The sequence below is a fragment of the Marinobacter sp. genome, from assembly GCF_039977835.1.
Classification (GTDB): Bacteria; Pseudomonadota; Gammaproteobacteria; order Pseudomonadales; family Oleiphilaceae; genus Marinobacter.
In genome coordinates this window covers 1-14,191 of the sequence record NZ_JBDWCL010000020.1, presented here as the reverse complement: position 1 = coordinate 14,191, position 14,191 = coordinate 1, and the positions used below count along the sequence as shown (strand labels likewise).

13 protein-coding genes and 3 pseudogenes are annotated in these 14,191 nt (G+C 60.6%); 13 read left to right on the top strand and 3 right to left on the bottom strand.

Translation table 11 applies throughout. From position 1 onward, the window contains the following. Positions 1-179 precede the first annotated feature (179 nt). The 9 genes from ABJM11_RS07675 (at position 180) to ABJM11_RS07635 (ending at position 8,382) form a co-directional block, all read left to right on the top strand. Positions 180-794 carry a TetR/AcrR family transcriptional regulator gene (locus tag ABJM11_RS07675; RefSeq protein WP_348295212.1) on the top strand — a complete coding sequence of 205 codons (615 nt, stop codon included), beginning with the start codon at positions 180-182 and terminating at the stop codon, positions 792-794. Between the two features lie 115 nt (positions 795-909). Then, complete coding sequence (locus ABJM11_RS07670) at positions 910-1,188, top strand: hypothetical protein (protein ID WP_348295211.1); 279 nt, start codon at positions 910-912, stop codon at positions 1,186-1,188. Between the two features lie 3 nt (positions 1,189-1,191). Next, on the top strand, positions 1,192-2,031 hold the full coding sequence (locus ABJM11_RS07665; protein WP_348295210.1) for a universal stress protein: 840 nt from the start codon (positions 1,192-1,194) through the stop codon (positions 2,029-2,031). 169 nt (positions 2,032-2,200) lie between these two features. After that, positions 2,201-2,479, top strand: a complete 279-nt coding sequence (locus ABJM11_RS07660; RefSeq protein ID WP_348295209.1) for a type II toxin-antitoxin system RelE/ParE family toxin — start codon at positions 2,201-2,203, stop codon at positions 2,477-2,479. Positions 2,480-2,489: 10 nt separating this feature from the next. Beyond that, positions 2,490-2,777, top strand: a complete 288-nt coding sequence (locus ABJM11_RS07655; protein ID WP_348295208.1) for a HigA family addiction module antitoxin — start codon at positions 2,490-2,492, stop codon at positions 2,775-2,777. Positions 2,778-2,946: 169 nt separating this feature from the next. Continuing rightward, positions 2,947-3,276: a hypothetical protein gene (locus ABJM11_RS07650; protein ID WP_348295207.1), complete on the top strand. Its 330-nt coding sequence runs from the start codon at positions 2,947-2,949 to the stop codon at positions 3,274-3,276. Between the two features lie 142 nt (positions 3,277-3,418). Next, positions 3,419-4,477: an HlyD family efflux transporter periplasmic adaptor subunit gene (locus tag ABJM11_RS07645; RefSeq protein ID WP_348295227.1), complete on the top strand. Its 1,059-nt coding sequence runs from the start codon at positions 3,419-3,421 to the stop codon at positions 4,475-4,477. Beyond that, complete coding sequence (gene rbbA, locus ABJM11_RS07640) at positions 4,474-7,257, top strand: ribosome-associated ATPase/putative transporter RbbA (protein WP_348300400.1); 2,784 nt, start codon at positions 4,474-4,476, stop codon at positions 7,255-7,257. Before ABJM11_RS07645 ends, rbbA begins: the two co-directional genes overlap by 4 nt. A 3-nt stretch (positions 7,258-7,260) precedes the next feature. Further along, positions 7,261-8,382 (top strand): ABC transporter permease, encoded by a 1,122-nt coding sequence (locus tag ABJM11_RS07635; RefSeq protein ID WP_348296802.1) that lies wholly within the window; start codon positions 7,261-7,263, stop codon positions 8,380-8,382. Between the two features lie 46 nt (positions 8,383-8,428). Here the strand turns inward: ABJM11_RS07635 and ABJM11_RS07630 are convergent, their stop codons facing one another. From ABJM11_RS07630 to ABJM11_RS22485, 3 genes and pseudogenes are all read right to left on the bottom strand, one after another. Then, positions 8,429-9,544 (bottom strand): phospholipase A, encoded by a 1,116-nt coding sequence (locus ABJM11_RS07630; protein ID WP_348296801.1) that lies wholly within the window; start codon positions 9,542-9,544, stop codon positions 8,429-8,431. Between the two features lie 182 nt (positions 9,545-9,726). Then, positions 9,727-10,075, bottom strand: a pseudogene (locus tag ABJM11_RS07625) (transposase); the annotation flags it as partial. Further along, entirely contained in the window at positions 10,048-10,191 is a 144-nt protein-coding gene (locus ABJM11_RS22485) for a hypothetical protein (protein ID WP_407069978.1), read from the bottom strand. The pseudogene ABJM11_RS07625 and the gene ABJM11_RS22485, both read right to left, overlap by 28 nt. A 44-nt stretch (positions 10,192-10,235) precedes the next feature. Here ABJM11_RS22485 and ABJM11_RS07620 point away from each other — a divergent pair. The 4 genes and pseudogenes from ABJM11_RS07620 to ABJM11_RS07605 all read left to right on the top strand — a co-directional run. Beyond that, positions 10,236-10,561, top strand: a pseudogene (locus ABJM11_RS07620) (recombinase family protein); the annotation flags it as partial. A gap of 79 nt (positions 10,562-10,640) precedes the next feature. Then, positions 10,641-10,934, top strand: a complete 294-nt coding sequence (locus ABJM11_RS07615) for a type II toxin-antitoxin system RelB/DinJ family antitoxin (RefSeq protein ID WP_011784162.1) — start codon at positions 10,641-10,643, stop codon at positions 10,932-10,934. A 207-nt stretch (positions 10,935-11,141) separates the two neighbouring features. Further along, positions 11,142-12,260, top strand: a complete 1,119-nt coding sequence (locus ABJM11_RS07610) for an IS110 family transposase (protein WP_407069977.1) — start codon at positions 11,142-11,144, stop codon at positions 12,258-12,260. A gap of 457 nt (positions 12,261-12,717) precedes the next feature. Continuing rightward, positions 12,718-13,878 (top strand): annotated as a pseudogene (locus ABJM11_RS07605) (IS110 family transposase). The last annotated feature ends 313 nt before the right edge of the window (positions 13,879-14,191 follow it).

The window sequence follows — 14,191 nt, the reverse complement described above, 5'->3', positions numbered from 1 at the left end:
TCATTGTCTACCGAATAATATTGTTGCTGGATTTTGGTTGGTTAACCAACCAAAAGTCAAGGCTATGTTTGCGGACAAATGGCACGCCGCCTGCGTAATGGCGTACGATCAGTGCAGCGAGTCTGGTGGCGACCGCTCTGATGAATAATAAATGGGCTTGCTGAGGAGATACTTAAGCGATGGTTAACAGACAGATGACTCCTGCAAGCAAACTGGGCGACCAGGGCGACGTTTTGTCTAACGCCGCCCGGCTTTTTCGTGAGAAAGGGTTCGAAAGGACCTCGCTCAAGGAGATTGCCGAGGCCTGCAATATGCTGCCCGGAAGTCTGTATTATCGTTACAACAGCAAGGAAGCGCTGCTTGTCGAGCTGATGCGCCGGGGAATTGACCTGGTGACCGCAGAGGTCGAGTCGGCTTACGCCAGCTCGGACGACCCGGTTGAGCGTTTGCGTCTTTGTATCAACGCGCATCTGCGCACCCTGTTGGTGGATTCGGACGCGGTTTACGTGCTGTTGTTTGAATGGCGGGCGCTGGGCCCGGAGGCTCGTAAGGAAATCATCGAACTGCGGGATCAGTATGAGTCCCTGTGGGCCGGTATCCTCGAAACAATGATTGCGCAGGGCGTGGTCCGGAAGAATGTTGACGGCCGTTTGCTTCGCCTGATCGGCCTTGGGGCGCTCAACTGGGTTGCAACCTGGTTCGACCCGAACGGGGCACAGTCACTCGACGCCATTGGTGATTTGATCTGGCAGATCGCTATGGACGGTGTCATCAATAAAGGAGTCAAGGCATAGGGTAAACACTGCCCGAAAATGTCTCGGTACTCAGAAGCGATACGCAGCCGACACAGTCCCAAAAGAAAGTGCATCTTTATTGCTTTCATCCTGACTGGTCGTCGCTCTGAGTGTGATGGCAATCTGGATTCCAGGCGAATGCCAGCCAACGCCCACGCCACCCAGACCGACAAAAGGACGCTGGCGCAAGTTGCTGGATGAGCGCCGGCATAGTGAGCGTGATCGGCGCGCCAGGCTGCTTTATCTCACCAATGCCGGTGAGCGCTTTATGAGCGATCTGGATGAGCGGGCGAATGTGTTGCGGGACGAGATGCTGAAAGGCCTCGAAGACGAGGACCTGGAAGTCGCCCTGCGTGTTTTTGAGCAGGTTATGGAAGACGCGACCAGGAGGTGAAGCATGCTACCTAAGGATATCGTTGTCTTTCTTGAGGAGGCCCGACCCTATGACCGACGACTGGCGATCGCCGCTGACATCGCCGCGTGCTGGAATGCCTGTCTGATAGCGGTGTTTGTGGCAACGCCACTGAGAGCGATGCCTCATGCGCACTCTGTGGCCGGCTCTGCCATGCGCGCCTTGCTCGAACAGCATCGCGTGCGTGTTCGGGACGCAGAGGCTCAGGTCAGGGAGCGCTTTGAGATAATGGTTCGCGCAAGGGGCATTAGCGCAGAGTGGCGCTTGTCCGAGAGCGAGTTAGCGGAGGAATTAATGCTACACGCGCGCTATGCAGGGCTGGCGTTGGTCCCTCCCTTCGAAAGCTCCCCCGAACCTTCCATGACGGTCAGGATGGCCGAGCATGTTATCTTCGGCTCGGGACGCCCGACTATACTCATTCCGGACGAATGGGCGGCCGGACGGATTGGACGACGGGTCGTTGTCGGCTGGAACGCTAGCCGGGAGGCAACACGAGCGGTCGGCGATGCGTTACCCTTTCTGGCCCAGGCCGAAGCAGTGAAGGTGGTTTGTGTCTGCGATGAACCGGATGGCGAGCTGGAGTGTAGAGAGGATTTCGGCGCGGACCTGTGTCGCCACCTCGCGCGTTATGGCGTACAGGTAACACTGGAACAAGTCGACGGTGGTAAAGTCGGCCCAGTGTTACTCGAACAGGCGCGGGCGTTCAATGCCGACATGCTGGTGATGGGCGCCTATGGCCATACGCGGCTCACCCGGCTGGTGCTGGGTAGCGCTACTCGAACAGTACTCTGTCAAGCGTCAATCCCTGTGCTGGTGTCGCGTTGACCATAAACGAGCGCGCTGGCGGGCTATTGACGGAGCCCTTCGGACGCTCTCTGCCGCCGAGACGTTGAACTGGTCTTTGGTCCACGGTTTGCTACTGTAAGTCAGGCCGGGACGGACAAATAGTGTTATGTACTTTGACACCTGATACGTTGCAGGGTACATTCAGGGAATGATTCGAAGCTTCAAACACAAAGGCTTGGCAAAATTCTTCAAGTCGGGTAGTACTGCAGGGATTCAGGCCGCTCATGAAAAGAGGCTTCGGCTCATTCTCGGTAGATTGAATGCAGCGGCGAATGCCAAAGATATGGACTTGCCCGGTCTTCGTTTGCACGAACTCTCTGGCAATCGAACCGGAATCTGGTCAGTGACAGTCAGTGGTCACTGGCGAGTGACCTTCCGGTTCGAAGACGGAGATGCCGAGATTGTAAACTACGAGGATTATCACTGAGGTACCGCCAATGTTAATGCACAACCCTCCGCACCCGGGTGAAGTATTGCGAGAGCTTTGTCTTGAGCCTCTTGGCCTCTCTGTCACCGCAGCATCAAAGGCATTGGGCGTTAGCCGCAAAACGTTGAGTGCCGTGTTGAATGGCAAGGCCGGTATAAGTCCCGAAATGGCAATCCGTCTCTCTATTGCTTTCGATACTTCGGCAGAAAGCTGGCTGAATCAGCAGTCCCAATATGAACTCTGGCATGCCGAACAACATCGCAAAGAACTTAACGTGAAGAGGCTTGTTGCGGCCTGAAGCAGCACTGCCATCCCAGTCAGCGCCGGTCATGGCGCTTTGCCAACTCACGTCGGCCAGAGCCGTAGTTAGAGCAAACCCAGCAGCCTGTCGGACTTCACACCCCTACAAGCAGGGTTTCCGAGGGGCGCTTTATACCTATCATGCCACCCAAGAGCTATGCGGCATATTGCTGGCCGATAGCGGTCATCTCCAGGAAGGGGAGGCGCATTACCTCGGCCGCCATAAGCTGAGCGGGCATGAGACTCCGGAGCCCCTGTATGATCAGGATGATGCAGAAGCCTGCATAGAGGAGCTATTTCAATCGGTAGATTATCACCAAGTGGTCCAGCTCGGTGATTTTCGCTTCCACCTGCGACCGGTCGGGCACATTCTCGGGGCGACCTGCGTCATCATTGAGGCGGAAGGTAAGCACATCGGCTTTCCGGCGACCACGGTATATCCCACAGGGGATCATCCTGGAGATTTCACCCGGAGATTTGTTTGTCGACAAAAATGATGTGGGTCAGCCTAATTGCTGTGGTTCGTGCGTAAGGTACAGCTTCAGATGTGAGTCTACAAAGATCTCTCTCAGCCTGAATACAATGGTCAAGAATGAGCGAGCCAACTGACGCGGAGCAATCCAAGACGTGAAAAAATTCATGAAAGCAGGTATTCGAGGCGTCGCCGCTGCGATTGTCATTGGGCTGGGTGTTTGGGCCTGGTGGCATTTTCAACCGCAGGACTTGCCCGACGGATTCGCCGCCGGAAACGGCCGGATCGAGGCGGTCGAGATCGATATCGCGGCCAGGACCGCAGGCCGGATCCGGGAGATCCTGGTCAACGAGGGCGACTTCGTCCGCGCCGGCCAGGTCTTGGCGAAAATGGACACGGCCGTTCTGGAGGCGCAGCTCCGGGAGGCCGAGGCGCAGTTGCAACGGGCGCTCATCGGCATCGAGACCGCGCAAAGCCTGGTGACCCAGCGCGAGGCCGAGAGGCAGGCCGCCGAGGCGTTTATAGCCCAGAGGAAGGCCGAGCTCGACGCCGCGCAAAAACGGCTTGCCCGCACCCGGGAGCTCGCCTCAAAAAATGCCGCCTCCGAGGCGCAGCTCGATGACGACCGTGCCGCGGCCGCGGCGGCGAAGGCTGCGGTCGGTGCCGCGGAGGCGCAGGCGGCGGCCGCGCAAGCCGCCATAGGGCGGGCCAGGTCGGATGTCATTGCCGCGGAGGCCTCGGTGGAAGCGGCGCGGGCCACCCTCCAGCGCATTCAGGCGGATATCGACGACAGCGTGCTGAAATCGCCGCGTGACGGGCGTGTCCAGTACCGCGTCGCTCAGCCCGGCGAAGTCCTCTCCCCGGGCGGCGTGGTACTGAACATGGTCGATCTCACCGATGTGTACATGACCTTCTTCCTGCCGACGGAGCAGGCAGGGCGGATCGCGCTCGGGGCCGAGGCGCGGCTCGTGCTCGACGCCGCCCCGCAATACGTGATCCCGACCGAAATCTCCTTCGTGGCGGACGTCGCGCAGTTCACACCCAAGACGGTGGAGACGCAAGAAGAGCGCCAGAAGCTGATGTTCCGCATCAAGGCGCGGATCGCCCCGGACCTGCTCAGGGAGCACCTCCTCCAGGTCAAGACCGGCCTGCCGGGCATGGCCTATGTGCAGCTCGACCCGCGGGTGGATTGGCCGCCTGAACTGCAGACGAGACTGCCGCAGTGAGCCGTGATGTGCATGCACAGATCGAGGATGGCGGGGGCGCTGCCGCGCCGGTTGCCCGCCTGCGGGATGTGTCCCTGCGCTACGGCAAGGTGCGTGCGCTCGACGAGGTTACCATCGATATCCCGGCGGGCTGCATGGCCGGGCTGATCGGCCCGGACGGGGTCGGCAAGTCGAGCCTGCTGGCGCTGGTCGCCGGCGCCCGCGCGGTCCAGACGGGACAGGTCGAGGGGCTCGGCGGCGATATGGCCGATGCGCGCCATCGCCGCGGAGTCGGCCCGCGTATCGCCTACATGCCGCAGGGCCTGGGGCGGAACCTCTATCCGACGCTCACAGTGTTCGAGAACCTCGACTTCTTCGGGCGCCTGTTTGGGCATGACGGCGGCGAACGGGCGCGCCGCATTGAGGCGCTGACATGGGCCACCGGTCTCAAGCCGTTTCTCGATCGGGCGGCGGGCAAGCTGTCCGGGGGGATGAAGCAGAAGCTCGGCCTCTGCTGCGCGCTGATCCACGATCCGGACCTGCTCATCCTCGACGAGCCGACCACCGGTGTCGACCCCCTCTCACGACGCCAGTTCTGGGAGTTGATCGCCGGCATCCGTCGTTCCCGGCCGGGCATGAGCGTGCTGGTGGCCACGGCCTATATGGAGGAGGCGGCGCGTTTCGACTGGCTGGCGGCGATGGACGATGGGCGGGTGCTGGCCAGCGATACGCCCGAAGGCCTGCTGCACAGCACGGGGGCGGAGTCGCTGGAGGCAGCCTTCATCCGGCTGCTGCCGGAAGACAAGCGCCGGGATTATCGGGCGGTCGAGATTCCGCCGCGGCCGGAAGACGATGGCGATACCGCCATCGAGGCCCGGGATCTGACCATGCGCTTCGGCGAGTTCACCGCGGTCGATCATGTGAACCTGCGTGTCCCACGGGGTGAGATCTTCGGTTTTCTCGGCTCCAACGGCTGCGGCAAGACCACGACCATGAAGATGCTGACCGGCCTGCTGCCGCCAAGCGAAGGCCGGGCCTGGCTGTTCGGACAGGAGGTGGACCCGCACGACCTCGCGACCCGGCGCCGCGTCGGCTACATGTCCCAGTTCTTCTCGCTCTACACCGAGCTGACGGTGCGGCAGAACCTGGAGCTGCATGCCCGGTTGTTCCACGTGCCTGCTGCCGAGGTTTCAGGGCGCGTGGACGACATGGTTGAACGCTTCGACCTTTCGGCTGTGATCGACAGCCTGCCGGGCCAGCTGCCCCTCGGCCACCGCCAGCGCCTGTCGCTGGCGGTGGCCATGATCCACAGGCCCGAGATGCTGATCCTCGACGAGCCTACCTCAGGTGTCGACCCGGTGGCGCGCGACGCCTTCTGGCGCAGGCTGGTCGAGCTGTCGCGCCGCGACGGCGTGACCATCTTCATCTCCACTCACTTCATGAACGAGGCCGAGCGCTGCGACCGCATCTCGCTGATGCATGCGGGCCGGGTGCTGGTCACCGACACGCCGGCGAATATCGTGCAGCAGCGGGGCGCAGAGACCCTGGAAGAGGCATTCGTCGCGCATCTGGAGGAGGCGTCGGGGGAGGGCGAAGGCGGAGAGGAGCAAACAGCGTCGCTCGATACGGTTAACGCGCCGGCAGGCCATAGCGAACCCCAAGGCTGGCGGCGCATGTTCGATCCCCGGCGCATGATCAGCCACGCCCGGCGCGAAGGTTTGGAACTGCGCCGCGATCCCATCCGGCTGACGCTGGCGCTGCTCGGCAGCGTCATTTTGATGTTCGTGATGGGCTATGGGATCAGCCTTGATGTTGAGGATCTCACCTTTGCGGTGCTGGATCGCGATCAGACCACTGTCAGCCGCGACTATACGCTCAACCTCAGCGGCTCACGGTACTTCATCGAGCGAGCGCCGATTACCGGTTATGCTGATCTTGACCGGCGAATGCGCGAAGGCGACATCAGTCTGGCGATCGAGATCCCGCCGGGCTTCGCGCGCGACATCGCCCGGGGCCGGCAGGTCGAGATCGGCGCCTGGATCGACGGCGCCATGCCGACGCGGGGCGAGACCGTCCGCGGCTATGTGCAGGGAATTCACGCCCACTGGCTGGCGACCAAGGCGCGCGAGGCCGGCTACGGCAAGGCTTTGGCGGGGCTCGTCAATATCGAGACCCGGTTCCGCTATAACCCGGACATCAAGAGCCTGGTGGCGATGGTGCCGGCGGTGATCCCGCTGCTGCTCATGCTGATCCCGGCCATGCTCGCGGCACTCAGTGTGGTGCGCGAGAAGGAGCTCGGTTCGATCACCAACTTCTACGTCACGCCCACCACGCGGCTCGAGTTCCTGCTCGGCAAGCAGTTCCCTTACGTGGTCCTGTCCTTCCTGAGCTTCCTGCTGCTCACGCTGCTCGCGGTGACCGTCTTCGGCGTGCCGCTGAAGGGCAGCTTCCTGACGTTGGCGCTGGCTGCGCTGCTCTATGTTGGTGCCGCCACGGCCGTCGGGTTGCTGATCTCTACTTTTATGCGCAGCCAGATCGCGGCAATCTTCGGCACGGCGGTGCTCACCATCCTGCCAGCGGCGAACTTCTCCGGGATGATCGACCCGGTCTCGTCCCTGGAAGGGGTGGGCCGGTTGATCGGCGAGATCTACCCGACCACGCATTTCCTGACGATCGCGCGCGGCACCTTCTCGAAGGCCCTCAACTTCTCTGACCTTCATGCCGCCTTTCTCCCGCTGGCGCTGGCCGTACCGGTCCTGATCGGGCTGTCCGCCGCGCTGCTCAAGAAGCAGGAGCGATAGTCCATGCGCCTTGCCAATATTTGCCATCTCGGTGTCAAGGAGCTGCGCAGCCTTGTCCGCGACCCGATCATGCTGGTGCTGATTGTCTACGCCTTCACCCTGTCGGTCTACACGGCGGCCACGGCCATGCCGGAGACCCTCAACAAGGCGCCGATCGCGGTGGTGAACGAGGATCGCTCGCCGCTGTCATGGCGCATCGTCAGCGCCTTCTACCCGCCGTACTTTGTTCTCCCCGAGGTGATCGACCAGGCCGAGATGGACGCCCGCATGGATGCAGGCCTCGATACCTTCGCCCTTGACATCCCGCCCGACTTCCAGCGTGACCTGCTGGCAGGGCGGCGGCCCACGGTCCAGCTCAACGTCGATGCCACGCGCATGAGCCAGGCATTTACCGGCAGCGGCTATATCCAGACCATCGTCACCGACGAGGTGCGCGCCTTCGCGCAGCGTTATCGCGAGGTTCCGGAGTTGCCGGTCGATCTGGCGCTGCGGATGCGCTTCAATCCCCAGCTCAACAAGTCGTGGTTCGGCGCCATCATGCAGGTCATCAATAACGTGACCATGCTCTCCATCGTCCTCACCGGCGCGGCGCTGATCCGCGAGCGCGAGCACGGCACCGTCGAGCATCTGCTGGTCATGCCGGTCACGCCTTTCGAGATCATGAGCAGCAAGGTATGGGCGATGGCGCTGGTCGTCCTTGCCGCCACCGCCTTCGCACTGACTGCGGTGGTGCAGGGTTGGCTGTCCGTGCCGATCGAAGGCTCGCTCGCGTTGTTCCTGGTCGGGACCGCGCTGCATCTGTTCGCGACCACCTCGATGGGCATCTTCCTGGGCACCGTCGCCCGCTCCATGCCGCAGTTCGCCCTGCTCCTCATGCTGGTGCTGCTGCCGCTGCAGATGCTCTCCGGGGGCTCGACGCCGCGCGAAAGCATGCCGGAGGCCGTCCAGTACATCATGCTCGCGGCGCCCAACACCCACTTTGTAATGCTGGCCCAGGCCATTCTGTATCGTGGCGCGGGCCTCGCCACCGTGTGGCCGCAATTCCTGGCCATCGCCGTTATCGGGAGTATCCTTTTTGGCTTGGCCCTGACCCGCTTCCGGCGAACACTCAGCACCATGGCCTGACGGACCTGACGCATGGCAACGTGGAGTTGCGCTGGGCACACGCCGGCTAGAACCAGTTATTCAGCATAATCCCCACGCCAAACCGCTCGATACGCTCGTTATAATCAATCAGACTCTCCCCATACCCGTTGTAGTACTGGAAAAAGCCCTTCAGCGTATCCCCCATCGGGAAACTGTACCCGAACTCCACCGACGTCCGATTGGTAGAACGCATATTGTTCAAAAGCTTCAGCGAAAACGTGCGGTCCTCTGTCAGCTTGTAAACCGCGTGGTAACTACCATGTCCGAGATACTTCTCGATATCCGAGTTGTCGTCATCGCTGCCACTCTCCGACAGCCGGAACCAGGGGTTAACCATAAACAGCCAGCGGTCATAGCTGTAAGCCGCGGTGCCCATGATCCGGTTCCAGCTGCGCGACCGGGGTTCTGATTGACCGTTAGACTGGTGATTGAAGCCCAGAGACACCGCACTCAGAGTGCCAGGCCCAAGATCCCAATCCAGTCGGTGCCGGAAGAAAATTTCCGGCTCATAATTGGTCTCCCGGAACGGTGACGAGTCCTTGGTGTTGTATACCTGCCAATAGGATTGCTGGGTATAGCCAAACCAGAAGGTGGTTCGATCATCAAAAATGCCAGTCAGCAGCGGAATCTTGAAACTGATCTGGTATTTCGCCTCTTCCTCTTCCAGGCCGAAGTCATAGCCGGCGGTGCCCAGTCTCGGGCTGACGGGCCTTGGGTTAGGGTCGTCGACATAGGTGATCGGCAGGATGTAGTTGGGGCGGTGGGTCACAAAACTGCCGCTGAATGAAAAAATTGCCTTCTCGGCGGTCAGGTAACTATCCACCAGTGCTGCCACCAGACCGGTGTCCGGGTCGTCCCCAAGAGCATCGTTGACGATCTGTTCACGCCGGGCATCAGCCACCGGAATAGCGGCTTCCTCATGCGCCTGCTGCAACGTGTCGTCGTCTGCCGTTTTTCTGGCGGCAATGGGATCATTCTGGGCGTCATAGCACGCAAGGCGCTGGATACCGTCCCGGATCAACGCACAGTTAGCGGCTTCGTTCTGTTCACCCGGCGCAGCTTCAGCTTCCACCGTGGCGCTGGCGGTCACGAGCATCAAAGTAAGCGCGCCAGCTGAAAAACCGTAAGGATATCTTTTCATCGCGTCTTCTCAATTGGCAGCGATCAGGCTGATCCAGGTGTTGGCAATACTGCAAATCCAGACCTCAGCAGGCTCAATGCCAGCAGAAGAAAAATCAGCTTGTGCCGGATGTTAGCTTAACCGCTGGCTGACGCAACCCAGCGCAGGTACATAACGTCTGTTTCTTCGCCGTGAAGCAGGCTGCGAGCCTGGTGCATTTCCGGATCGCGTTTTCTGGCCCGGTTTTTCGTGGACGGCGATGCGGCAATCAGCGTCGCGTCCACCACGGTGCCCTCGCGTAGCATCAGCCCCTGCCCAGCCAGATTAGCCTTGATCGCCTCAAACAGCTTGCCGGTGAGCGCTTCGCGCTCCAGCAGTCGGCGAAATTTGAGCAAGGTGGTTGCATTCGGTGCTCACTCTCGGCCAAGGTCAATGCCAACGAAACGCCGGATCGCCTGATTGTCGTAAATCGCATCCTCGATGCCTTGGTCCGAGAAGCCAAAGCACTGTTGGGGCCACTAACATCAGCCGCAACATCCGTCCCAGGCCCATGGGTGGGCGCCCCCGGCCCACCGCCTTTGGGGTAAAACGCTTCCAGTTACGCTTCCAGCGCATCCCACGGAGGCCTGCACGGTCCCCAGTTTGAGCGAACCGGCAATGTGAATCATGTCATCCCAGTGCTGTTCGATCTTGTATTGACGCAACTGCGGGCCAGCTCATCAAAGAGTTCGACAACATGGGTGTGGCTATCCGGTTCCTCGACGATGGGATCAGCACCGAGGGAATCATGGGCAAGATGGTAGTCACCATCCTGTCGGCCGTGGCCCAGGCCGAGCGTCAGCGCATACTGGAACGCACCAACGAGGGCCGCCTGGAGGCCAAGGCCAAAGGGGTCAAGTTTGGCCGTAACCCACGGTGGACAAGGATAAAGTCCGTGCCCTGCACAGCCAGGGAGTGGGGGCTACGGAGATCGCCAGGAGGTTAAAGATAGGCCGGTCAACAGTCTATAAAGTCCTGGCATCTGACCAAACGCAGTGATTTTGCTAATGTCCACAGCTTGACTGTATCGCATTTGAGATACAAAATAGAGTCACGCATGACAAACGGAGAATTCATCATGGCTCACACTTCAATGCTGCACGTTCGTGTGGACGACGAGCTGAAGGCTGATGCAGCGGAAAAGCTCGCCAGCTTCGGCTTGACGGTATCAGATGCCGTCCGCATCCTTCTAACCCGCGTAACCAAAGAGGGCGGATTGCCCGTTGGGTTAACGGCTGATCCGGAAGCCCATGACGCCTGGTTCCGCGATAAAGTGAAAGAGGCCCTGGCTGATGCCCGACCTACCGTTCCTCATCAACAGGTAATGGATGAGGCACAAGCGTTGATCGACAGAAAGCGTCGCCGTGCCTGAACTGGAATGGCTGGAACTGGCTCGTACCGATCTGCTAGACATGATGTTTTGACCTGCCCGTCCTCAACGATCGTGGGTTATCGTTGGGGATGGGTAAACACCCCTTAAACAGAGCCACATTGAGGAGGGCAGGTCATGACCAAGTTTAACGCTGAATCCGTTTCAATTCACACCGCCGGCGCTCCCGTTGAACCGGAACAACCGGCGATCCATAGCGCTTATGTCGGCCTGGATGTGCACAAGGAGACAATTGCGATCGCCGTTGCTGAGCCTGGACGACAGGAGCCGGTTTACGAAGGTGAGATTGCCAATACGCCCAAGCGGGTTGAGCGCAAGATTCAACAGCTCAGCGAGCGGTATGGCGGGGGCCTGCTGCAATTTGTCTATGAGGCCGGCCCCTGCGGGTATGGTCTGTATCGCCAGCTGTCGGCCAGTGGCCATGACGTCCAGGTGGTGGCACCGTCGCGGATTCCGAAGGCGCCCGGGGAGCGAATCAAGACCGATCGGCGGGATGCCCTCAAGTTGGCACGCCTGGCCCGCAGTGGTGATCTGACGCCGGTCTGGATTCCGGATACCGAGCAGGAGGCCGTGCGCGATCTGACCCGGGCGCGGGACGACATGAAGGCTCAGGAGCGCAAGGCACGCCAACAACTGAACGCCTTTGTGCTGCGCCACGGCCACCACTGGCCGAAGGGACGCACCCGCTGGACCCAGACCCATTTCAACTGGCTGGAGTCGTTGCGGTTCGAGCACGACTGGCAGCAGGTCGTGCTGCAGGAGTATATCGAGGCGGTCAGGGCGGCGACACAACGGGTGAACGATCTGAGCGTCCAGATGGAGCGGGCCTTGCCACAATGGTCTTTGGCACCCGTGGTGGAGGCGTTGGTCGCCTTGCGCGGCATCGACAAACTGGCGGCCATGGTGTTGATGGCGGAGTTGGGCGACATTAGCCGTTTCGACTCACCGCGTCAGCTGATGGCGTTTCTGGGACTGGTTCCCAGTGAGCACAGTAGCGGTTCGCGCCGACACCAGGGGGCGATTACACTCACCGGTAACAGTCATGCCCGGCGAATGCTGGTGGAATCGGCCTGGAGTTATCGCTTCCCGGCGCGCCAGACGATGCACTTAAAGCGTAAAGCGGCCGATGCGCCCGAGGAGGCCAAAGCCATTGCCTGGAAGGCTCAGAAACGCCTGTGCGGGCGTTACCGCGACCTGACCCGTGCGGGCAAGAACACCAAGCTGGTGTGCGTCGCTGTGGCGCGAGAACTGACGGGCTTTATCTGGGATATTGTCTGCCGGGTGATGCCCGGGGCACACGCGGTTTGAGGTGTCGCCACCACTAAACCGGAATCGAATTCAAGTCATCGAAAAGCGAGTTCATGGAGGTGACAGGCACTTTGAGTCAGGGCAGGATCGGGCCGGTGTGGAGAACCCTTGACCGGGCTAAACCGGCACTTGTCCGGGATAATCCCAAAGGGCGTTCCCGGTAAGTGATCCCTGCTCCTAGAGAAAGGCAAGCTCCGCGACGCAGTGAAGTCAGGTGGTACCCAACCCACGAATATCAGCATGATCCACCGTCGCAGTCTGCCGGATCCTGTCCTGGCCCAAGGTGCCTGCAATCGAGAGGTGCAACATGTGAAGTCCGTGCAAGCCTAGACATGATGTTTTGACCTGCCCGTCCTCAACGATCGTGGGTTATCGTTGGGGATGGGTAAACACCCCTTAAACAGAGCCACATTGAGGAGGGCAGGTCATGACCCAGTTTAACGCTAAATCCGTTTCAATTCACACCGTCGGCGCTCCCGTTAAACCAGAACAACCGACGAGTCATAGTGCTTATGTCGGCCTGGATGTGCACAAAGAGACGATTGCGATCGCCGTCGCTGAGCCTGGACGGCAGGAGCCGTTTTACGAAGGTGAGATTACCAATACCCCCAAGCGGGTTGAACGCAAGATTCAACAACTCAGCGAGCGGTACGGTGGGGGCCTGTTGCAATTTGTCTACGAGGCCGGCCCCTGCGGGTATGGTTTATACCGCGATCTGTTAGCCAGCGGCCACGACGTCCAGGTGGTAGCGCCATCGCGGATTCCGAAGTCGCCCGGTGAACGGATCAAGACCGATCGACGGGATGCCCTCAAGCTGGCACGACTGGCACGCAGTGGCGATCTGACGCCGGTATGGGTTCCGGATACCGAGCAGGAGGCCATGCGCGATCTGACACGGGCGCGTGACGACATGAAGGCCCAAGAGCGCAAGGCGCGTCAGCAACTGAACGCCTTTGTGCTGCGCCACGGTCATCACTGGCCGAAGGGTCGTACCCGCTGGACCCAGGCCCATTTTAACTGGCTGGAGTCGTAGCGGTTCGAGCACGACTGGCAACAGGTGGTGTTGCAGGAGTATACCGACGCGGTCAAGGCGGCGACCCGACGGGTGGCTGATATCACCGCCCAGATGGAGCGTGCCTTGCCGCAATGGTCTCTGGCACCTGTGGTGGAGGCGTTGGTCGCCCTGCGGGGCATCGACAAACTGGCCGCCATGGTGTTGATGGCCGAGCTGGGCGACATCAGCCGTTTTGACTCACCGCGTCAGCTGATGGCGTTTCTGGGACTGGTTCCAAGCGAGCACAGTAGCGGCTCGCGCCGACGTCAGGGGGCGGTCACGCTCACCGGTAACAGCCATGCCCGGCGAATGCTGGTGGAGTCGGCGTGGAGCTATCGCTTCCCGGCGCGCCAGACGATGCATTTAAAGCGCAAAGCGGCTGATGCGCCCGAGGAGGCCAAGGCCGTTGCCTGGAAGGCCCAGAAGCGCCTATGCGGGCGCTACCGCGACCTGACCCGGTCGGGCAAGAACACCAAGCTCGTGTGCGTCGCTGTGGCGCGGGAACTGACGGGTTTTATCTGGGATATTGTCTGTCGGGTGATGCCCGGGGCACTCGCGGTTTGAGGTGCCACCACTAAACCGGAAGCGAATTCAAATCTTCGAAAAACGACTTCATGGAGGTAACAGGCACTTTGAGTCAGGGCAGGATCGGGCCGGTGTGGAGAACCCTTGGCCGGGTTAAACCGGCACTTGTGCGGGATAATCCCGAGGGCGTTCCCGACAAGTGATCCCTGCTCCTAGCAGCCTGTCGGACTTGCACCTGACAGGCGTTATTTAACGTTGTCTGTTCGCTTGGTTTCCCGAGTTTGACCGTTAGGTGGTCATCAGGGAGTCCAGATTGGCCTCTATGGCACTTTTAGGTGCTCCAGATAAGGCC